A 20,009-nucleotide genomic window follows, 5' to 3' on the forward strand; every position below is an offset into this window, starting at 1 on the left:
CGGTGGGAGCCACCAGTGTTCCCGTCGAGCCACAAGCCGCGCTTGAACAATCCGCGCATTCGGTGCCGCCATCGCGCGCGGATTTCCGTGCCCCACGGGCAGCCTCAGCGACTCTTGGAAATCACCCCGACCATGTACTGGTTCAGATCGCGCAGGTCATCGATGCTCCAGGCGTGCGGCGGTAGCTTCACGCCATTCTCGCGCAGGGTCCGGGGGATCAGGCTGCCGTTGGGGCGCAGCACCACCGAAGACACGATGACGCCCGGATAATCACCCAGGCGCTTCCTGAAAGCGGGCGTCGTGAGATCGGGCGTCGGCGGGTTGCTCTTGCGGGCCAGAGGCCCGGTCGCCTTGATGTCCGCGCCGTGGCAAACCGCACAGCGCTGGGTGAAGAGGTTCTTGCCGTTGAGGTTATCCGCCAGGGCTGGCGCTAACTGCGCGAGCGACAGAATCCCGGTCAGACCGATGAACAATGCTTTCACTTTCCTGCTTCCATGCCGTGCCAATCCATCCTGATTCAGTCAACGTCGCCAGGCACAGCCCAGCGCGCTGAGCGCCAGTATCGCAGCCGCACCCGCGTAGGCCCAGAGCGCCGGCACCTGCGGCAACAGCACGCCGGCCAGGATCGGCCCGAGCCCCGCGCCGATGTCGCGCCACACCGCGTTGCCCGCCAGCGCCTGGATACGCGCCTGCGGGTTGCGTTGCGCCACCAGCGTGACCACCAGCGGCAGCTGCAACGCCCGCAGCACCAGCACGAAGAAGGCACCGACGAACAGCCAGTAGCTGCCGAACATCAGCAGCGCCAGCGAGGTGGCCAGCGACAACACGACCAGCATGCGCAGTGCGCCGAAGCGATCCGCCAGGCGCCCGCCGAAGGGGCTGAAGAGCATCTCGCTGAGATACCGCACCGCCATCAGCACGCCCGCCACCAGCACGCCGGTGCCGCCCAGGTGAGTCTGCGCGTAGAGCGACAGGCCGAAGATGAACAGGCCGTCGAGGGTCACGCCTTCGATGAAGGACCAGGTGGCGATGCTGTCCGGCAGGCGCAGGCGGCGGCCGCTGTTGGCAGGGATGTCGTGGGCCTTGTCGGGCAGCGCGCGGGCGCGCCAGAGGCCGCACAGGGCGCTGACGCAGAGGACGAAGAAGATACTGCGCGGGCCCAGCGACTGGGCCATTACCGCGCCCAGCGGGAGGAACAGCATCGGCCCGATGGAGAGAGTCGCCCGCGAGCGCCCGGCGCGGCGTGCGGCGCCCTGTGCTTCAGCGGTGGCGAGGGTCTGGGTACTGAGGTTGAACGTGGCGAAGCACAGGCCCCAGACCAGCCTAAGGACCAGCAGCGCAGCGAAGCCGGACAGGGTCGCATTGCCCAGCGCACAGGCCGCCGCCGCGAAGGCCGCAAGGCTGCACGCGGCGCGGTCGCCGTAGCGGCCGTAGAAGCGCACCACCCAGCCATAGCCGACGATGCGCACCAGCCGGTTGGCCGCCAGCAGGATGCCCGCTTCCACCAGGGTCACACCGAAATCGGCGGCGTACATCGGCAGCAGCAGGTACAGCAGCACGTCGCTGGGCAGGCACAGGCTGAGCACCTGGGCGGAGTTGCGCGAATCTCGGTCGGCTCGCTGCAGGGCAGGCGCGGAAGCGGACGACATGACAGCCTCGTGACAACGACGGGGGCCGCAGGATAACCCGCGCCCCGCCCCGCAGGACAAGCCTTACGCCGGCGCCGGCAGCTGTGCTATTGCGCGAGCGAGCGCAGGAAGGAGGCAATCACCTGGCTGCTGCGGCGCTCGGCGAGGTAGTACAGGTAGGTCTCGGTACACACCGGGTCGCCGCTGATGCGGATGGCCTTCAGGCGCGGGTCGGCGATGTACTCCGCCTCGGACACCACGCCAATGCCGATGCCACGGATCGCCGCCTCGCGCAGGGCTTCGCGGCTGCCGATCTCCATGGCGATGCGCGGCGTCACGTCGGCCTTGTCCAGCTCGCGCTCCAGCGCCACGCGGGTAGTCGAGCCCTGCTCGCGGCGCAGCAGCGGCTGGCCCTGCAGGGCTTGCAGCCGTACCTCGTGGTTACGCGCGAACGGGTGGTCGATGTGGGCGAAGAGGATCACCGGGTGCCTTGCATACAGCTGCGCGACGAACGCCGGATCGTCATGCAGCCCGGCGAGCACGCCGACGTCGGTGACGTAGTTTTCCAGGTCGGCCAGCACCGAGGCCGAGTTGCCGATGCGGATCGACACGTCGATCTGCGGGTAGTCGCGGCGGTACAGGTCGACCATCTCGATCACATGGAACGGCCCCACCGCGCCGACCTTCAGTTGCCCCCGATTGAGCTGGCCGGAATCGCGCAGCAGGTTGGTCGCTTCCGATTCGAGCATCGACATCTGCTGGGCGATGGGCAGCAGCGCGCGGCCCACGGCGGTCAGCTCGATGCGCCGGCCACGGCGGTGGAACAGCTCCACGTTGAACTCGCGCTCCAGGCCCTGGATCTGCGTGGTCGCGGTCGGCTGGCTGAGGCCGATGGCCCTGGCCCCGGCGCTGAAGCTGGCGTGGCGGGCCACGGCGAGGAAGGTGCGCAGGCGGGCGGTGGACATCCATAGCTCCTATCAATGGATTAGTGCTTTAACCCATATTGATTTGATGGCGTGACTGTCACATGACAGCCCTAGCTTTGGCGCTACCGAACACAACCTCCGGGTAACGCCATGACTTCGCTGACCAGACTGTTCCGCTTCGCCGTGCTGCCGCTCGCCTTCGCCTCCGCCCTGCTGCCGACCGCCCAGGCGCAGGACGCCCTCACCGTCGGCCTGATTCCCTCCGAGGACTCCCAGGCCATGATCAAGAGCAGCCAGCTGGTGCTCGACCAGTTGCAGGAACGCCTGGGGATGCCGGTGAAGCCCTTCGTGGCCACCGACTACAACGGCGTGATCGAAGCGCTGCGCGCCGGCAAGCTCGACGTCGCCTATCTCGGCCCGTTCTCCTACGTGCTGGCGCATCAAGTCGCCGGTGCCGACGCCTTCGCCGTGGCGGTGACCAAGAAGACCGGCACCAGCGCTTACCACAGCCTGATCATCGCCCGTCAGGACAGCGGCATCCGCAGCCTGGACGACCTCAAGGGCCACACCTTCGCCTTCGTCGACCCCAGTTCCGCCTCCGGCCACCTGTTCCCCAAGGCCGGCCTGGAGCAGTCCGGCCATGACCCGAAGGCGCTGTTCTCGCGGGTGATCTTCTCCGGCTCCCACGACGCCAGCATCCTCGCCGTGGCGAACCGCAAGGTGGACGCCGCCGCCGTGGCCGACCGCATCCTCGCCGGCGCCATCAGCTCGGGGCAGGTCAAGCTGGACGACATCCAGGTCGTCTGGAAGTCCGACGACATCCCCGAATCGCCCATGGTCTGGCGCAAGAACCTCGACCCGGAACTGCAACAGAAACTGGTCGCCGCATTCGCCTCGATCAAGGACGTGCCGTGGGGCGACCAGGGCCAGCTCAATGGCTTCCAGCCCACCAACGACGCCGCCTACAACGTCGTGCGCGACACCGCCAAGGTGCTCGACCTCGACCTGCGGAGCCTGAAATGATCCGCGTCGCCCAACTGACCAAGGGCTACGGCGACAACCCGGTTTTGCGCGGGATCGACCTGCGCATCGAGGCCGGCGAGTTCGTGGTGATCCTCGGCCAGTCCGGCGCCGGCAAGTCCACCCTGCTGCGCTGCATGAACCGCCTGGCCCAGGCCGACGGCGGCGAATTGCAGGTGGCCGGCGTCAACGCCATGCAGGCGCGCGACCAACGCGAACTACGTCGGCGGGTGGCGATGATCTTCCAGCACCACAACGTGGTGCCGCGCCTGTCGGTGCTGAAGAACGTGCTCACCGGGCGCCTGGGCTGCGTCGGCACCCTCGCCTCGGTGCTGCAGCTGTTCAGCCGCGACGACGTCGCCCTGGCCCGCGAATGCCTGCGCCGGGTGGAGCTGGAACACAAGGCGGAAGCGCGCACCGATTCCCTCTCCGGCGGACAGATGCAGCGCGTGGGCATCGCCCGTGCGCTGGCCCAGCGGCCGCAGGTGATCCTCGCCGACGAACCGGTGGCCAGCCTAGACCCGAAGACTGCGCAACTGGTCATGCACTACCTGCGCGAGGCCACCCGCAAGCTGGGCATCACCGTGGTATGCAACCTGCACCAGGTGGACCTGGCGCGGGAATTCGGCGACCGCATCGTCGGCCTGGCCAACGGCCGCCTGGTGTTCGACGGCAGCCGCGAACAACTGGACGACGCGGCCCTGCGGCGCATCTACCAGCAACGCCCGAGCAGCGAGGCAACTGCCTACCAGACGGCCGCGCGCGCGGTCTACGCCAGCGAAACAGGAGCCGGAGCATGAACCTGCGCAGCCACCAGTGGATGGTCGAGACGCCGCACACCAAGCGCGGCTGGCTGACCACCGGCGCCGCCGTGCTGGCGGTGCTCTACCTGCTGCACTGGAGCGCCGAGGGCGCACAGCTGAGCTGGAGCGAACTGGCCAGCGGCCTGCCGCAGATCGGCGACTTCCTCAGCCGCTCGCTGCCGCCGGACCTGAGCATCCTGCCGAGCCTCTGGGGCCCGGCGCTGGAGACCCTACAGATCGCCCTCTGGGGCACCCTGCTGGGCATCGTGCTCGCCGTACCGCTGGGTTTTCTCGCCGCACGCAACCTGCACGGCAACCGCTGGCTGTACCTCGCCACGCGCCAGCTGCTCAACGTCATCCGCAGCATCAACGAACTGATCCTCGCCCTGGTGTTCGTCTCCGCCGTGGGCCTGGGGCCCTTTCCCGGCGTGCTGGCCCTGGCGCTGCACGGCGTGGGCATGCTCGGCAAGTTCTTCGCCGAGAGCATCGAGGAAATCGACCAGGGCCCCATCGAGGCGCTGCAGGCCACCGGTGCGCGGCCGTTGCAGGTGATCGTGTTCGGCGTGCTGCCGCAGGTGATCACCGCGTGGATCGCGGTGGTGCTCTACCGCTTCGAGGTCAACCTGCGCTCGGCCACCGTGCTCGGCATGGTCGGTGCTGGCGGCCTGGGCTTCGAACTGGTCAGCAGCCTGAAGCTGTTCAAGTACCAGGAGACCGCCACCTGCATCGTCGTCATCACCGTCATGGTGGTGCTTGCCGACCTGCTGTCCAACCGCCTGCGCCACGCCATCCAGGGTAACGGGCGGCACTGACCGCCCGGCCCCTGCCTCTCCCTTCCGCCCCAACCCCCTGCCGCGTGCGCCTGCTATTTCAGCCTTCCGGGCGCGCGCCGGGCAGGCGCACGCCCGGAGTTTGCCCAAGATGCCCGCACCCGCCGTTATCGGTCTGGCCGATGCCCACCTGCGATCAATCGATTGGAACGAAACCGACGAGGCCCCGAGCATGGCCGCACGTTCAAACAACAACAAGGAACTGCCCATGCCTGCCCGATTCCATAATCCGGTCGCCACCGTTTTCGGCGGCGGCAGCCTGGACCACATCGCCGAGTTGTGCGAAGGCAAGGTCGCCCTGGTGACCTTCCCCGAAGCCGCGCAACTGGGGCTGATCGACCGCGTCCGCAGCCTGCTCGGCGAGCGCCTCGCCTACGTCATCGACGATGTGCAGCCCAACCCCGACGTGGCTTGGCTGCGCGATGTGCACGAGCGCTTCTGGCGTGAGGCAGCGGACTGCAGCACCGTCTTCGCCCTCGGCGGCGGCAGCGCCATCGACACCGCCAAGGCGCTGATCGTCGGCACCGCATCCGGGCACTTCGACGAACTGCTCGATCTGCTGGCCGCCGGCAAGCCCTTCACTCCGGCGCGCAGCAAGACACTGATCGCCGCGCCGACCACCGCCGGCACCGGCAGCGAAGTCACGCCCTGGGCGACCATCTGGGACGCGCAGCAGCAGAAGAAGTATTCCCTGCACCTGGACTGCACCTGGCCCAAGGTCGCGCTGATCGACCCGGACCTGATGCTCAGCGTGCCCGCCGGGGTGACGGTTTCCACCGGGCTGGACGCGCTGTCCCACGCGCTGGAATCGATCTGGAACCACAACGCCAACCCCATCTCCGACACCTTCGCCCTCTCCGCCATCGAGGACATCCTCGACTGCCTGCCACGCCTGCAACAGGACCTTTCCAACCGCGAAATGCGCTCGCGCATGGCCCTGGCCGCGCTGAAGGCCGGCATGGCCTTCTCCAACACCAAGACCGCGCTCGCCCACTCCATCTCCTATGAGATGACCCTGCGCCACGGTCTGCCCCACGGCATTGCCTGTTCCTTCACCCTGCCGCTGGTTCTGGGCCTGGCCTGGGGCCGCGACGCCGACCGCGACCGCACCCTGCAGCGGGTGTTCGGCCACGACCTTGCCGGCGCGCAGAAGCGCCTGCGTGAATTCCTCCATCGCCTCGGGGTCAAGACCGAGTTCGGCGACTACGGCGTGACTGCCGCCGAAGCCGAAGCGATGATCGACTTCGCCATGCAGGGTGCCCGCGGCCGCAACTTCATCGGCTCACAGGCCGCCTGACGCCGCTCCTCACCGGGCGGCCCTGGCGGCCGCCTTTTCCTGTTGCACCGAATAAGAGTGCCGACACGCCGAGCTTCCAGCCGGCGCGAGCGAACAAGAAGGAAAACACCATGAACCGTGCACAAACCCTGTCTGGGCCAGTCTCCGCCGTCACCCCGTTTCGCCTCGCCCAGTGGCGCATGCTGCTGGCCGCGATGTTCTGCTACCTGTTCTTCTACACCGGCCGCCAGACCTTCGGCTTCGCCATCCCCGGCATCCAGGCCGAGTTCGGCCTGAGCAAGGAAACCCTCGGCTGGGCCTCCAGCGCCATGCTGTGGATGTACGCCATCGGCCAGGCCATCAACGGCAATCTCGCCGACAAGTTCGGCGGCCGGCGCATCATGAGCCTCGGCGCAGCGCTGTCCTGCGGGGCCAACTGGGTCACCAGCTTCGCCGGCGGCTTCGTCAGCCTGGTGCTGCCTTGGGGCATCAACGGCTACTTCCAGGCCTTGGGCTGGGCGCCGGGCAGCCGCCTCCTGTCGAACTGGTGGAGCGCCGCTGAGCGCGGCAAGGTCTACGGCTTCTATGTGTTCGCCGCCGGCTGCGCGTCGGTGCTGTCCTACGTCACCTCGGTGATAGTGATCGACGTGATGCACCTGGAGTGGCGCTGGATCTTCCGCCTGCCGGTGCTGCTGATGCTCGCTGGCGGCATCGTGTTCTACCTGGTGGCCCGCGAGCGCCCGCAGGACATGGGCTTCGAGCCGCTGGCCGACACCGGCGTGGCCAACGCCGAGGACCGCGCCAGCGAAGCCGCCCACGGCGAGGAAGAGACCTCGACGCAACGCTACCTCGCCGTGCTGAAGAACCCGCGCCTGCTGGTGGCAGCGCTGTCGCTGGGCTTCCAGAACGCCGCGCGCTACGGGCTGATCGTCTGGGTGCCGGTGCACTTCCTCGGCGCCGACTGGCAGAAGGGCCAGAGCTTCATCGACCCGAAATGGATCACCATCGCCCTGCCCGTCGGCATGGCCGTGGGCGCGCTGAGCAACGGCTGGGTATCCGACCGCCTGTTCGGCAGCAAGCGCTACCGCGCGATCATGCTCTACATGGTGTTGGGCGCCCTCACCAGCCTGTGGATGTGGAGCCTGCCGGCACACAGCGGCGTCGGCCTGCTCGCGCTGTTCCTCTGCGGCTTCTTCGTCTACGGCCCGGCGTCGAGCTTCTGGGCGCTCTGCCCGGACCTGGTCGGCGCGCGCCGCGCCGGCACCGCCACCGGGATCATGAACTTCTCCTCCTACCTCTTTGCGGGTCTGGCCGAACCCCTGATCGGTCGCATGCTGGACACGACCGGCAATACTTCACTGATCTTCATCGTGGTCACCACGGCCTGCGTGTGCAGTGCGGTGGTCGCCCTGTTCGTCCGGCGCTGAGGGCACGGCCATGTGGCAAGCCCCGATGCCAGACGCTCCCCACAAAAAGAGAAGCCATGTACCAGTACCACAAGTGGTTGCGCTCCTTTCATGCCGTGGCCCGCACCGGCAGCTTCACCCAGGCCGCGGCGCTGCTGAGCGTCGGCCAGCCGACCATCAGCGAGCAGGTCAGCGGGCTGGAGAAGCGCTTTTGCGTGGAGCTGTTCCACCGCCGCGGCCGCTTCATCGAGCTGAGCCCGGCCGGGCAGCAACTCTACGCGATCACCCAGGGCCTGTTCGGCCAGGAGGACGAAGCCCTGCAACTGCTGCAGAGCTTCCAGCAGCGCAAGCAGGGCATGCTGCGCCTCGGCGCGGTGTCGCCGCCGATCGCCATGAGCCTGACCTACTCGCTGATGCAGCGTTACCCGGACATCGAACTGGAGACTTCCTTCACCAGCGAGGCCGGCACCCTGGAGCGGCTGTACAACTTCGACATCGACGTGGCGATCCTCGCCCTCTCCGAGTTCGACCAGCGCCTGAGCACCCAGTTGTACCGCACCTGCCCGATCCTCGCGGTGGTACGCGACGACCACCCCTGGGCACGGCAGGAATCGGTCAGCGTGCAGGAGATCGCCAAGGAGCGTGTGGTACTGCGCGAGCCGGCCTCGCGTACCCGCCAGCTGGTGGAGGAAGGCTGTCGCCAGCACGGCGTGGAACTGGACTGCGCGATGCAGCTGAACAGCCGCGAGGCCATCGTGCATGCGGTGGTACACGGCATCGGCGTGGGCTTCGTCTCGGCGGTGGAGTACGCCGACCGGCCAGGCACGCGCTCCATCGCCTTCGCCGAGGACCCGTTCCACATCAGCTACTACCTGTGCTGCCTGGGCATCCGCCGCAAGCGGCCGATCATCGCCGAGCTGTTCGACTCCACGGCCTGACCTTCAACCCGGACCAACCCTGAAACCGCGAGCCTGCCACCACGCCGGGCGGGCTGCGCTCACCTTCGATTTCACAAGTAACCCCCTCACAGGAGCATCACCATGCACTACCAGCAACCCAAGCAACTGCAGGCCGCCATCCTCGACTGGGCCGGCACCGTGGTCGACTTCGGCTCCTTCGCGCCGACGCAGATCTTCGTCGAAGCCTTCGCCGAGTTCGGCGTCCAGGTCAGCCTGGAAGAAGCCCGTGGCCCGATGGGCATGGGCAAGTGGGACCACATCCGCACCCTGTGCGACATCCCCGCCATCGGCGAACGCTACCGCGCCGCCTTCGGCCACCTGCCCACCGATGACGACGTCACCGCCATCTACGAGCGCTTCATGCCGCTGCAGATCGAGAAGATCGCCGAGCACTCGGCGCTGATTCCGGGCGCGCTGGATGCCATCGCCGCACTGCGCAAGCAAGGGCTGAAGATCGGCTCCTGCTCCGGCTATCCGGCGGTGGTGATGGAGAAGGTCGTCGCCCTGGCGAAGACCAACGGCTACGTCGCCGACCATGTGGTCGCTACCGATGAAGTGCCCAACGGCCGTCCGCACCCGGCCCAGGCACTGGCCAACGTGATTGCCCTGGGCATCAACGACGTGGCGGCCTGCGTGAAGGTCGACGACACCTGGCCGGGCATCCTCGAAGGCCGCAGTGCCGGCATGTGGACCGTGGCGCTGACCTGCTCGGGCAACGCCCTGGGTCTGACCTATGAGCAGTACAAGGCGCTGCCGGCGGAGAAACTGGAGCAGGAACGCCGCCGCATCGGCCAGATGTTCGAAGGCTCGCGCCCGCACTACCTGATTGACACCATCGCCGAACTGCCGGCGGTGATCGCCGACATCAATGCGCGCCTGGCGCGGGGTGAGATGCCGCAGGCCTGCTGATCACTCACCAGCTGAACTCCACGTAGGATGGCGTGGAGCGCAGCGATACCCATCACGCCCACGCGCCATCAGCATGGGTATCGCTGCGCTCCACCCATCCTACAAAGAGCGTCCAGCGGAAACCGGCCTGCTGATCACTCGCCAGCTGAACTCGACGTAGGATGGCGTGGAGCGCAGCGAAACCCATCACGTCCACGCGCCATCAGCATGGGTATCGCTGCGCTCCACCCATCCGACCAGTGCTTTCAAGGGAGCTACGGCGTTGGGGAGAGGGGCCGTTGCCGTTGCTCTAGTGCCCCGAATACGGCGGATATTTGTCCCCCGGTACGCGTCGCTGGCGCTGTGGGTCCGGGCCGTCGTGGGGAGCGTGGGGCGGATGCGGCGGGTCGATCTGCGGGTCGGCGAGGTCCGGCGAATCCGGGTCGAAACCCAGTTCCGGATCAATATGCCGCGAACCGCCAAGGGGCACCTGGCGCTGCGGGTAGCCGGGCAGCCCACGCTTGTCGCCGGGGCCGGACCTGTCCGGCCAGCGTTCAGGGGCAACGCCCGGGCGCTCTGTGATTTCACCGTGGCCTTTCATGTTCACCTCCAGCGGTTCGGGTAATGGCATGACGGTGGACGCGGGACTGCGCCGAAGGTTTCAGCCGATTGTCCGACGGTACCGCCGGTGGATTCGCCCAGGCGAAAACCCCCGATCTAGACCATGGTCGCAAAGACCCGACCGCCCATCTGTGACACCTTCGCGCGCTTTTTTAGCGCCCCCGGAGTCACCGCATGCCCTCGCCCCTCTCCTCCAGCCCGCTCGCCCGCCTGAGCGCCCTCGCCCTGCTCGGTGGCATCGCCGCCCCGGCCAGCGCCGACTTCCTGGAGGACAGCAGCGCGCGCCTGGAGTCGCGCACCTTCTACTTCAACCGCGACTTCCGCGACGGCAGCTCGTCCAACCCGCAGGGTGCCTCCAAGCGTGAGGAAACCGCGCAGGGCTTCATTCTCAATCTGCAATCGGGCTACACCGAAGGCACCGTCGGCTTCGGTGTCGACGCCCTGGCCATGCTCGGCGTGAAACTCGACTCCAGCCCCGCCGACAGCAACAGCGGCCTGCTGCCCTCCAGCGGCCACGACCCGCGTCACTCTGAGGACCAGTACGCCAAGGCCGGCGTCACCGGCAAGCTGCGCGTCTCCCACACCCAGTTCAAGTACGGCGCGATGCTGCCGGACATGCCGCTGCTCAAGTACAACGACGGCCGCCTGCTGCCCAACATGTTCCATGGCGCGCAGTTGACCAGCGAGGAAATCGCCCACCTCAAGCTCACCGCCACGCGTCTGGAACGCTACACCGCGCGCGACTCCACCGATGCCCAGGACGTGCGCCTGAACTGCAAGAACAAGCGCTACGCCTGCGATACCACCGGCAACCGCTTCGACTCCTACCAGGCCGACTACCAGGTCAACGACCAGCTCCTGCTGCAGTACGCCCAGGGCGGGCTGGAGAACGTCTACCGCCAGCGCTACGTCGGCATCGTCGGCAAGCAGGCGTTGGGTGCCGGCAAGGTCACCGCCGACCTGCGCTGGTTCGACAGCGACGACGACGGCTCGGCCCGCGCCGGGGAGATCGACAACCGCGCACTGAGCCTGCTGCTGGCCTATGCCCAGGGCGGCCACATCCTCAGCGCCGGCTGGCAGCGCATGAGCGGCGACAGTTCCATGCCCTACCTCGACGGCAGCAACCCCTACCTCGCCAACTACGTGCAGGTGAACGACTTCGCCAACGCCCAGGAGCGCTCCTGGCAACTGCGCTACGACTTCGACCTGCGCAGCGTCGGTGTGCCCGGCCTGAGCTTCATGACCCGCTACGTCAACGGCGACCACATCGCCCTGGCCAACGGCGACGAGGGCAAGGAATGGGAGCGCGACGTGGAGTTCAAGTACGTGATCCAGACCGGCACCTTCAAGGACCTCAGCCTGCGCCTGCGCAACGCCACCTACCGCACCAACTACGAACAGTCGGCGCGCGATGTGGACGAGGTGCGGCTGATCGCCAGCTACAACTTCTCGATGCTCTGATCTGCAGGTCAGCGGGGCGGTCGCGGCCGCCTTTCGCCTTAGAAACGGACGTCCTGAAGCTCGCCAAAATCCACTGAGATTCCCAGTACCTGAATGACGAGAATGGCCGTGGCGATGACCAGATGGACTCGGCGAGAGCTGAAAAAGGCGATGATCGGCAACAGGATGATCACCACCATGAAGACGCCCCAGCCGCTGAACCATTGGTTGTCCCAGTACCTCGCCGCTTCCCAGAAGTATTCGGCGTAATAGGCGCTGAACCCGAGGAGGGCCCAGTGCCCGTGGGATTCGAACACCTCCTGGTGAGTCTCGCCGGCCTTCAGCTCGTGAACCGGCAGAATGAGCGCCGCACTGAAGAACAGCAGCAGCGGCGATACCAGCAGTCGCAGAAACTCGTTGTATGTCCAGACATGGATCAAGGACTTCAGGGAGTAGGTGCTCCACCAATATTCGAGCAGCATCAGGAAGAGCGAGGCGCTCCAGATCAGCGGCAACCAATCGATCTTCGAGGTCGCCCGTGAACGCAGCGTCGCCACAACACCAGACAGCAGCCGCGTGACACCAAGCCCCGTCAACATGCCGAAGACGACAGCCAGCCATTGGAACTCGGTACCGGGCATCCGCAGGCCCCCTCTCGCAACGTGTGGCGGTAGACCGCACGGATGCTAAGCCCCGCAGCTGCGGGCGGAGCCTGGAAGCGGGAGGGACAGCCGGCGAGATTGCAGAATTGTGGTGCACATCCTTTAGCCCGAAGCCAGCTCCGCGAAATCCATTGCAGCGCTATGCGTCTTCCAAGGGCGAACACCAGGGTGCCACTCCTGCAAGGGGAATGGTCCTACATGCTGGGGGAACGGATGAGACCCGTTTCATTCTGTCGGCAATGTCCTGGCTCGGGATCGCCGCCAGCAACCGAAAAGTCCCACGAGCCATTAGCCTTGCGGGCCTACGAGCGCCGTCCCTAGCCTCTGGTTCGCCGCAGTTCATCGCGGACGGGCGTAGGAACCCGGCTCAACCGAACAGAGGCACGGTAGCTCCGTAGCCACGATTAGCAGGCGCAGTTCGACTTGCGACGTCGTGTTTCTATGGCGGCCCGTGTGAGGAGGCTTCGGCCTGCCGGTTGCTCTGTCCCGGTTTCCTACCCTTGCACGGTCCGCCTCTTTTACCCGTAGGAAGGTCGATAGGCGGTTCCTTAGTCAGACAGAGGAAATGCTGATATGAACTACCCCCCTTTCTCCCCCGCGCCCCACCGTCCACCACACCACGCTTCAACCCTCCCCCCGGAGGTGCCCCATGCGTGAATTCCTCCCAGTCCCCTTGACCGGCCAATTCGGCGAAGAAGTCCTCTTCATCAACGCCCTGGCCCCGGTCGAACACCTGCGCGAAGCCGCCCTGCGCCGCATCACGGCGGTCGAAGACCTGCTGCAACTGATGGAAGACGACAGCGACAGCGGCCTCATCCGCGCCACCGCCCGCCTCGCCTCCGCCTTGGCGCCACTGGTCAGCGAAGCCCGCCAACTCTACGAACTGGCCCTGGAGCGCCCCGGCTACAAGGCGGGGCCGCTGGATCGATAAGCTCCGCCGCCGGGTCGGCCTCGCTGCGCCGACCCGACGGCGCTGCCTCACTTCTTGGCGGTGAGCGTGCTGTAGCTGGTGATCAGGTTGCGGTAGTCCGGGATGTGGTTGGAGAACAGCGCAGCGAGCCCTTCGATGTCGTTGCGCCAGTCGCGGTGCAGCTCACAGGCCACGCCGAACCAGGTCATCATCTGCGCGCCGGCCGCTTCCATCCGGCGCCAGGCAGCATCGCGGGTAACTTCGTTGAAGGTGCCGGAGGCATCGGCGACGACGAAGACCTCGAAGCCCTCTTCCAGCGCCGACAGCGCCGGGAAGGCCACACAGACCTCGGTGACCACGCCGGCAATGATCAACTGCTTCTTGCCGGTGGCCTTCACCGCCTTGACGAAGTCCTCGTTGTCCCAGGCGTTGATGTTGCCGGGACGGGCGATGTAGGGCGCGTCGGGGAACAGGTCTTTCAGCTCGGGAACCAGCGGGCCGTTGGGGCCGTTCTCGAAACTGGTGGTGAGGATGGTCGGCAGCTTGAAGTACTTGGCCAGGTCGGCCAGGGCCAGGACGTTGTTCTTGAACTTGTCCGGTTCGATGTCGCGCACCAGCGAGAGCAGACCGGCCTGGTGATCGACCAGCAGTACGGCGGCCTGGGTCTTGTCGAGACGGACGTAGGGCTTGCTCATGGCGTTTCCTCGTTGCAGTGAAAGCCCGGCCGGAGCCGGGCAAGGGTCGGTTCAGCGCTGGGAGTCCAGCACTTCGTGTTCGGTCACCACCTGCTGGGCCTTGGTGTAGCTTTCGATCAGCAGGCGGTAGTGCGGGAAGATCAGGCTGTAGGCCTCGGCCCACTGTGCGGCGTCGGGGCGGTTCCAGGTGCGCTGGATTTCCGAGGCGACGGCGGCGGTATCCATGGGCACCACGCCAGCCTGGACGACACGCGCCAGGGTGATTTCCTGCGCGGCCTTGGAGTAGGTGCCGGAGGCGTCGATCACGGCGAAGACCCGGTAGCCGGCGTTGACCGCGGCAATCGCCGGGAAGGCCATGCATACGCTGGTGATGGTGCCGGCGATGACCAGGGTCTTCTTGCCGGTGGCCTCGACGGCGGCGACGAATTCGGGGTTGTCCCAGGCGTTGATCTCGCCCTTGCGCGCCACGTACTGAGCATGCGGCGCGGCCTCGTGGATCTCGGGTATCAGCGGGCCGTTGGGCCCCTGCGGCACCGACGCGGTGGTGATCACCGGGATTTTCGCCAGGGTGGCGATCCTCGCCAGGGTGATGGCGTTATTGCGCAGTTCGGTCATGGGCATGTCCTTGACCGTCTGGAACAGCCCGCTCTGGTGGTCGATTAGCAGCATGGCGGTGTCGTCGGGATCGATAACCGGGCGCTGGCCGTTGAAGTTGGCAATCTGGTTGAAGTGGCTCATGTCGTGGTCTCCACAAGGGGCGTCCGGCCCAAGAAACCCGCGCCTCCTGCGCGGGCGTTCATCCAGACTAGGCGAGGCCTGAGTCGGGGGTATGACATCAGCGGGTCATCTGTCCGAAACGTCCGTTCTGGACGTCCGCAATGGCCTGCTGGATTTCGCTTTCGCTGTTCATCACGAAGGGGCCGTAACCGACGATGGGCTCGTCCAGCGGCTCGCCACTGAGCAGCAGCACCAGGGCATCGCTCTCGGCTTCCAGCTGCAGGCTGTCGCCGCGCCGGTCGAACAGCGCCAACTGGCCTTCGCGCAGCGTTTCGCCGCCGCCCAGCCGGACGTTGCCGCGCAGCACCACCAGGGCGGTGTTGCGCCCCGCCTTGACGGCCAGTTCCAACGGGCGGCCGGGCTGCAGGCGCAGGTCCCAGACATCCAGCGGGCTGAAGGTGTGGGCCGGGCCGGCGTGGCCGGCGTAGTCACCGGTAATCACCCGCAGGCTGCCGGCGCCGTCGGCCAGTTCGATGCGCGGGATGTCACCGGCCAGCAGCGTCTGGTAGGCCGGCGCGGTGCGCTTGTGGCGGGCCGGCAGGTTCACCCAGAGCTGGGCCATGTGCAGGTTGCCGCCGCTGCGGGCGAAGTCCGGCGAGTGGTATTCCTCGTGGCAGATGCCGTCGCCGGCAGTCATCCACTGCACGTCGCCAGGGCCGATGCGGCCGCCACCGCCGCTGGAGTCGCGGTGCTCCAGTTCTCCGTCATAGACCAGGGTCACGGTCTCGAAGCCCCGGTGCGGGTGCTGGCCGACGCCACGGCGCACCGTGCTGGGGCCGAAAGCGTGGGGGCCGGCATGGTCGAGCAGCAGAAAGGGGCTGAGGTGCTCGCCCAGGCTGTCGTAGGAAAACAGCGTGCGAACCGGAAAACCGTCACCGACCCAGTGCGGCCGGGCGGCGCTGTAGATGCCAAGAATCTGTTTCATGGGTGCCTCCTGTAGTGCATGGAGGTCACGATACGGATGGAACAATTGCCTCGGTAGACGGCAAAAATTAGTATCAGTGTTCCACAAGAGGAACACTGGAATGGACGATCTCAACGACCTCTATTACTTCGCCCAGGTGGTCGAGCACGGCGGTTTCACCCCGGCCGGCCGTGCCCTGGACGAGCCCAAGTCGAAGCTCAGCCGGCGCATCGCCGCGCTGGAGGAGCGTCTGGGCGTGAGGCTGATCCAGCGTTCGACGCGGCACTTCTCGGTGACCGAGATAGGCCAGGTGTTCTACCGGCACTGCGTGGCGATGCTGGTGGAAGCGGCGGCGGCCACCGAGGCCGTCGAGCAGCACCGTTCCGAACCGCGCGGGGTGGTGAACCTGAGCTGCCCCACGGCGCTGCTGAACTTCTGGGTCGGCCCGATGCTGGCGCGCTTCATGGTGCAGTACCCGCTGGTGGAGCTGCATGTACAGAGCACCAACCGCCAGGTGGACCTGATCCAGGAAGGCATCGATATCGCCCTGCGGGTGCGCTTCCCGCCACTGGAAAGCAGCGACCTGGTGATGAAGGTGCTGGGCGAAAGCCGCCAGCGTGTGGTGGGTGCCCCGGCCTTGCGCGAGCGCCTGCCGGCCAGGCCGACGCCCGCCGACGTGGCCGCCCTGCCGACGCTGCATTGGGGCGTGGTGCAGCGCGAATACCAGTGGCTGCTGGACGGCCCCAAGGGCGCCAGCGCGCAGGTGCGCTACCAGCCGCGAATGGTCACCGACGATCTGGTCGCCCTGCGTCAGGCCGCGCTGGCGGGCGCCGGCGCGGTGCACATGCCCGCCGTGGTGGTCTGCGATGACCTGAATGACGGCAAGCTGGTGAACCTGCTGCCCGACTGGGCGCCACGCACCGGCGTGGTCCATGCGGTGTTCCCTTCGCGGCGCGGCTTGCTGCCATCGGTACGAACCTTGCTCGATTTTCTGGGCGAGGAGTTCGAGAAGAGCGACATGTCCTAAGTAGGCGTCTTCCAGGCCGGACAGAAAGTTCGCACTTCAACCCAGAACACGGGTCGACTCTGAAGGAAATACGAGTCGGGAATAGGACGAGCATTTCTTCAGAAAGCCCTGACATACCTTTCCAGCGACCAATCCTTACCATTTGTCGACATAAACGCCGTAACCAGTTCATCTGGTTGGGAATCTCTGATTAATGTCTACCCTGAATACTGTTGGAAGAATGTCGAGGAGCAGCCGGTATGGCTAAGAACCTGAAAGAGCGTGCAACGGTTATCTGCCGCCTCGACGACAAGATTCTCTTCGTGCGCAAATCCAAGTCGAAATGGAACCTCCCCGGCGGCCGCATCGAGGCCGACGAACGCCCCGGCCAGGCCGCCACCCGCGAGCTGATCGAGGAAACCGGGCTGGCCATCGAACAGCTGAACTACGTCGCGCCGCTGGAGCTGTACCAGACGCTGCACTACGTGTTCGAGACGCCGGTCGACCCGGCGCAGCAGCCCACGCCCCTGAACGAGATCGCCGACTGCCGCTGGTTCGCGCCCGAAGAACTGGAGCGCCGCCGGGTCAACAAGTCGGCACGCCGCCTGCTGCGCACCTGCCTGAAGGCCAGCTGACAGGCTGACGGACGCCGCGTATCAGGGTATCTTCAGCGCCTTCCTATAAGACGCCCGTACAGGATTTACCCCCATGCTTCGCGCTGCCCTGCTTTGCACCCTTGCGCTGTCCTCCGGCCTTGCCGTCGCCCAGGTCGAGGTGAAGCCCGTGCAGCATTCCAAGGTGGGCGAAGTGCTGGCGGTACGGATCAGCGAGGAAATCGCTCCGGGCGACTACGAGCGCCTGTTCAAGGGGCTGATGGCCAACCCGGGCAAGTTCGCCCGCAAGGTGGCCCTGCTGGACAGCATCGGGGGCAGCGCCGCCGAATCGATCAAGATGGGCCGCCTGCTGCGCGAATCCGGCTTCGAGACCCTGGTGCCGACCAACAGCGTCTGCCAGGGCTCCTGCGTCTACCTGCTGGCCGCCGGCAAGCACCGCACGGTGCGCGGCTATGTGGGCCTGCATCGCCCATACTACCCCGCCGGCGATTCGTCCCAGGCGGCGGGCAGCTATAACGCCCGCACCTATTTCCGCGACATGGACATTCCGCTGGAACTGGCCGACACCATGCAGAGCATCGATCCGCAGCGCATGCGTGTGCTGACTCCGGAGGAGTTGCAACGTTACCGGCTGGGCGCCACGCCCAGCCAGATCAGCGCCCGCTGACGTTCAGCGGCCACTGGTCGGCGTCGAGGTAGCCGAGCAGGCGCGGGCTCTTGTCGGTTTCACTGAGCACGAAGAGCGTCGAGGCGTAGTCCGGGGTTGCCGGGTCGTCGACGCTCACCGAGTGTTCCAGGTCTTCGATGCATTCGCTGTGGGTCACCAGGATCAGGTTGCGGTGCGCCACCTTGTGCTGCAGCGCCTGGTCCAGCATCGAGCCTTCGCATTTGTACAGCCAGGGCTGCTCCTGCGGCGTGCGGCCGAACATCGAGGTGGCGGTCTGCACCGCCCGCAGCTGTTCACTGCTGAGGATGTCGGCATTGGCCAGGCCGAGGGTGGCGAAGTCCTGGCCGATGGCATGAGCACTCTGGCCGCCACGCACGGTGATGCCATCGACATTGCCCAGGCAGGGCGCACTGGAACGGTCACACCGTTCGGCGTGACGCACCAGCACGATCAGGTCGCCGTTCTGCCAGTGCTCGCGCAATTCCGCCTGGCGCTGGGCATCGCCTACCAGCGGAGTCGGCCGCGAGAAGTCCAGGGGCAGGAAGCCGCTGAGCAGGGCGATCACCGGGAGGATCGCCAGCAAGGACAACCAACCGCGAGACAGTGATCTGAAGAACTTCGGGATGGGCATGGTTCAGGCCGTGCAGCTGGAAAAGGGTCCGCGTCCGTTCCCTCTTCGAAGGAGGGAGGCCCGACCCATCCCTGGGATGACCATCGCACTGCGGGGTTGTCAGATGGCGGGCAAGCAAACCCTATCGCCGGATTCGTGAAGAACCCGTTATGAATTGCTGAAGAATCCGTCTCTGTCAGAAACGACCGTCCGTCGCCCCACCGCTTTCATACTGCCGGCTGACGCAATCAGCCGGCTTTCGGTCATCGCACTGTGGTAGAACAAGGCACAGTGCCATCAGAGAGCCGCCGCCATGCCGTACGACGCCTCCCCGGAAAATCCCGTCTACCAGACCCTTCTCGAATCCACCCGTGCCATTCCTTGGAAAATCGACTGGCGATCCATGACCTTCGCCTACATCGGCCCACAGATCGAAGACCTTCTGGGCTGGAGCCAGGCCAGCTGGGTCAGCGCCAACGACTGGGCCGAGCGCATGCACCCGGAGGATCGCGAGCGCGTGGTGAACTTCTGCGTGTCGCAGTCCCGCGAGGGCACCGACCACGAGGCGGACTACCGCGCCCTCACCTCCTCCGGTGACTACGTGTGGATCCGCGACGTGGTGCATGTGGTGCGCGACGACAATGGCGAGGTGGATTCGCTGGTCGGCTTCATGTTCGACATCAGCGAGCGCAAGCGCGCCGAAGAGCAGCTGATCATGCTGCAGCGCCAGCTGGAGGAGTATTCGTACAAGGACGGTCTGACCGGCGTGGCCAACCGGCGCATGTTCGACTCGGTGCTGGACACCGAATGGGGCAGCGCCCAGCGCAGCGGCCAGCCGATCTCGCTGGTGCTGCTGGATATCGACTACTTCAAGCAGTTCAACGATCACTACGGGCACATCCAGGGCGACGACTGCCTGCGCAGCGTCGGCAAGGCGCTGGCCGGCGCGCTGCATCGGCCCAGGGACTTCATCGCACGCTTCGGTGGCGAGGAGTTCGTGCTGGTGCTGCCGGAGACCGACAGCGAGGCCGCGCGGCAGATCGCCGAACGATGCCGCAGCGTGCTGCGCGAGCAGCGCATTGCCCACGAGAAGTCTGCCGTCTCCGACCTGCTGACCATCAGCCTGGGCGTCGGTACCGCTGTGCCCGCCTCCAGCGACCGTCCGCTGGACTTTGTCGCGGCGGTGGATCGCCTGCTCTACCAGGCCAAGCAGGCCGGGCGCGACCGGCTGGTAGCCGCGCACTGGAGTCGGGGCGACGATCTGCGGCGTGACTCGCTTCGCTAACCCCGCTGCGACGTCCTGACTCGACCAACCGGACGGGCAGTGGCGCCAGAGCTGTCTAAGCTCTATAGCCACACGCGCGTGC

Annotated in this window: 22 protein-coding genes; 13 read left to right on the forward strand and 9 right to left on the reverse strand. The window is 66.4% G+C overall.

What is annotated here, in order from left to right; translation table 11 throughout:
- Window positions 1-104 precede the first annotated feature (104 nt).
- The 3 genes from IB261_RS18600 to IB261_RS18610 form a co-directional block, all read right to left on the reverse strand.
- Window positions 105-482 (reverse strand): c-type cytochrome, encoded by a 378-nt coding sequence (locus IB261_RS18600; protein WP_192381398.1) that lies wholly within the window; start codon window positions 480-482, stop codon window positions 105-107.
- A 39-nt stretch (window positions 483-521) separates the two neighbouring features.
- Window positions 522-1,649, reverse strand: coding sequence for an MFS transporter (locus IB261_RS18605; RefSeq protein ID WP_192381397.1), 1,128 nt, complete (start codon window positions 1,647-1,649; stop codon window positions 522-524).
- Between the two features lie 86 nt (window positions 1,650-1,735).
- On the reverse strand, window positions 1,736-2,593 hold the full coding sequence (locus IB261_RS18610) for a LysR substrate-binding domain-containing protein (RefSeq protein WP_192294910.1): 858 nt from the start codon (window positions 2,591-2,593) through the stop codon (window positions 1,736-1,738).
- 111 nt (window positions 2,594-2,704) lie between these two features.
- On the opposite strand from IB261_RS18610, the gene phnD reads away from it, so the two are divergent.
- From phnD to phnX, 7 genes are all read left to right on the forward strand, one after another.
- Window positions 2,705-3,577 (forward strand): phosphonate ABC transporter substrate-binding protein, encoded by an 873-nt coding sequence (gene phnD / locus IB261_RS18615; protein WP_192381396.1) that lies wholly within the window; start codon window positions 2,705-2,707, stop codon window positions 3,575-3,577.
- Window positions 3,574-4,374 carry a phosphonate ABC transporter ATP-binding protein gene (phnC, locus tag IB261_RS18620; RefSeq protein ID WP_192381395.1) on the forward strand — a complete coding sequence of 267 codons (801 nt, stop codon included), beginning with the start codon at window positions 3,574-3,576 and terminating at the stop codon, window positions 4,372-4,374. The genes phnD and phnC overlap by 4 nt, the downstream gene beginning before the upstream one ends.
- Window positions 4,371-5,189: a phosphonate ABC transporter, permease protein PhnE gene (gene phnE / locus IB261_RS18625; protein WP_081518508.1), complete on the forward strand. Its 819-nt coding sequence runs from the start codon at window positions 4,371-4,373 to the stop codon at window positions 5,187-5,189. Before phnC ends, phnE begins: the two co-directional genes overlap by 4 nt.
- Before the next feature lie 226 nt (window positions 5,190-5,415).
- On the forward strand, window positions 5,416-6,504 hold the full coding sequence (psrA, locus tag IB261_RS18630) for an iron-containing alcohol dehydrogenase PsrA (protein WP_192381394.1): 1,089 nt from the start codon (window positions 5,416-5,418) through the stop codon (window positions 6,502-6,504).
- 110 nt (window positions 6,505-6,614) lie between these two features.
- A complete protein-coding gene (locus IB261_RS18635) occupies window positions 6,615-7,910 on the forward strand; it encodes an MFS transporter (protein WP_081518509.1) in 1,296 nt (431 codons plus the stop codon).
- 56 nt (window positions 7,911-7,966) lie between these two features.
- Window positions 7,967-8,827, forward strand: a complete 861-nt coding sequence (locus tag IB261_RS18640; protein ID WP_081518510.1) for a LysR substrate-binding domain-containing protein — start codon at window positions 7,967-7,969, stop codon at window positions 8,825-8,827.
- Between the two features lie 102 nt (window positions 8,828-8,929).
- Window positions 8,930-9,757 carry a phosphonoacetaldehyde hydrolase gene (gene phnX / locus IB261_RS18645; RefSeq protein ID WP_081518511.1) on the forward strand — a complete coding sequence of 276 codons (828 nt, stop codon included), beginning with the start codon at window positions 8,930-8,932 and terminating at the stop codon, window positions 9,755-9,757.
- Window positions 9,758-10,046: 289 nt separating this feature from the next.
- Here the strand turns inward: phnX and IB261_RS18650 are convergent, their stop codons facing one another.
- Entirely contained in the window at window positions 10,047-10,337 is a 291-nt protein-coding gene (locus tag IB261_RS18650) for a DUF6021 family protein (protein WP_139791581.1), read from the reverse strand.
- 194 nt (window positions 10,338-10,531) lie between these two features.
- Between IB261_RS18650 and IB261_RS18655 the strand changes: the two genes are divergently transcribed.
- The gene (locus IB261_RS18655; RefSeq protein ID WP_192224395.1) at window positions 10,532-11,818 is read left to right on the forward strand and encodes an OprD family porin; all 1,287 of its coding nucleotides are present in this window, start codon (window positions 10,532-10,534) and stop codon (window positions 11,816-11,818) included.
- Window positions 11,819-11,856: 38 nt separating this feature from the next.
- On the opposite strand, the gene IB261_RS18660 is transcribed toward IB261_RS18655, so the two are convergent.
- Window positions 11,857-12,438 carry a hypothetical protein gene (locus tag IB261_RS18660; protein WP_192381393.1) on the reverse strand — a complete coding sequence of 194 codons (582 nt, stop codon included), beginning with the start codon at window positions 12,436-12,438 and terminating at the stop codon, window positions 11,857-11,859.
- Between the two features lie 670 nt (window positions 12,439-13,108).
- On the opposite strand from IB261_RS18660, the gene IB261_RS18665 reads away from it, so the two are divergent.
- A complete protein-coding gene (locus tag IB261_RS18665; RefSeq protein WP_081518514.1) occupies window positions 13,109-13,390 on the forward strand; it encodes a hypothetical protein in 282 nt (93 codons plus the stop codon).
- Between the two features lie 47 nt (window positions 13,391-13,437).
- On the opposite strand, the gene ycaC is transcribed toward IB261_RS18665, so the two are convergent.
- The 3 genes from ycaC to IB261_RS18680 form a co-directional block, all read right to left on the reverse strand.
- Entirely contained in the window at window positions 13,438-14,064 is a 627-nt protein-coding gene (ycaC, locus tag IB261_RS18670; RefSeq protein WP_081518515.1) for an isochorismate family cysteine hydrolase YcaC, read from the reverse strand.
- Window positions 14,065-14,115: 51 nt separating this feature from the next.
- Complete coding sequence (locus IB261_RS18675) at window positions 14,116-14,802, reverse strand: hydrolase (protein WP_081518516.1); 687 nt, start codon at window positions 14,800-14,802, stop codon at window positions 14,116-14,118.
- A gap of 97 nt (window positions 14,803-14,899) precedes the next feature.
- Window positions 14,900-15,766 carry a pirin family protein gene (locus IB261_RS18680; RefSeq protein WP_192381392.1) on the reverse strand — a complete coding sequence of 289 codons (867 nt, stop codon included), beginning with the start codon at window positions 15,764-15,766 and terminating at the stop codon, window positions 14,900-14,902.
- 100 nt (window positions 15,767-15,866) lie between these two features.
- Here IB261_RS18680 and IB261_RS18685 point away from each other — a divergent pair, with 100 nt between their 5' ends.
- From IB261_RS18685 to IB261_RS18695, 3 genes are all read left to right on the forward strand, one after another.
- Window positions 15,867-16,772, forward strand: a complete 906-nt coding sequence (locus IB261_RS18685; RefSeq protein WP_081518518.1) for a LysR family transcriptional regulator — start codon at window positions 15,867-15,869, stop codon at window positions 16,770-16,772.
- 239 nt (window positions 16,773-17,011) lie between these two features.
- Entirely contained in the window at window positions 17,012-17,386 is a 375-nt protein-coding gene (locus IB261_RS18690; protein ID WP_081518519.1) for an NUDIX hydrolase, read from the forward strand.
- 73 nt (window positions 17,387-17,459) lie between these two features.
- Window positions 17,460-18,032, forward strand: coding sequence for a COG3904 family protein (locus IB261_RS18695; protein WP_081518520.1), 573 nt, complete (start codon window positions 17,460-17,462; stop codon window positions 18,030-18,032).
- On the opposite strand, the gene pmrG is transcribed toward IB261_RS18695, so the two are convergent.
- Window positions 18,019-18,615, reverse strand: a complete 597-nt coding sequence (pmrG, locus tag IB261_RS18700) for a lipopolysaccharide core heptose(II)-phosphate phosphatase PmrG (RefSeq protein ID WP_225605925.1) — start codon at window positions 18,613-18,615, stop codon at window positions 18,019-18,021. The genes IB261_RS18695 and pmrG overlap by 14 nt on opposite strands.
- Window positions 18,616-18,955: 340 nt before the next feature.
- Here pmrG and IB261_RS18705 point away from each other — a divergent pair, with 340 nt between their 5' ends.
- On the forward strand, window positions 18,956-19,927 hold the full coding sequence (locus IB261_RS18705; protein WP_081518521.1) for a sensor domain-containing diguanylate cyclase: 972 nt from the start codon (window positions 18,956-18,958) through the stop codon (window positions 19,925-19,927).
- The last annotated feature ends 82 nt before the right edge of the window (window positions 19,928-20,009 follow it).

Origin of the sequence: Pseudomonas sp. PDM20, from assembly GCF_014852575.3 — a bacterium.
GTDB lineage: Bacteria > Pseudomonadota > Gammaproteobacteria > Pseudomonadales > Pseudomonadaceae > Pseudomonas.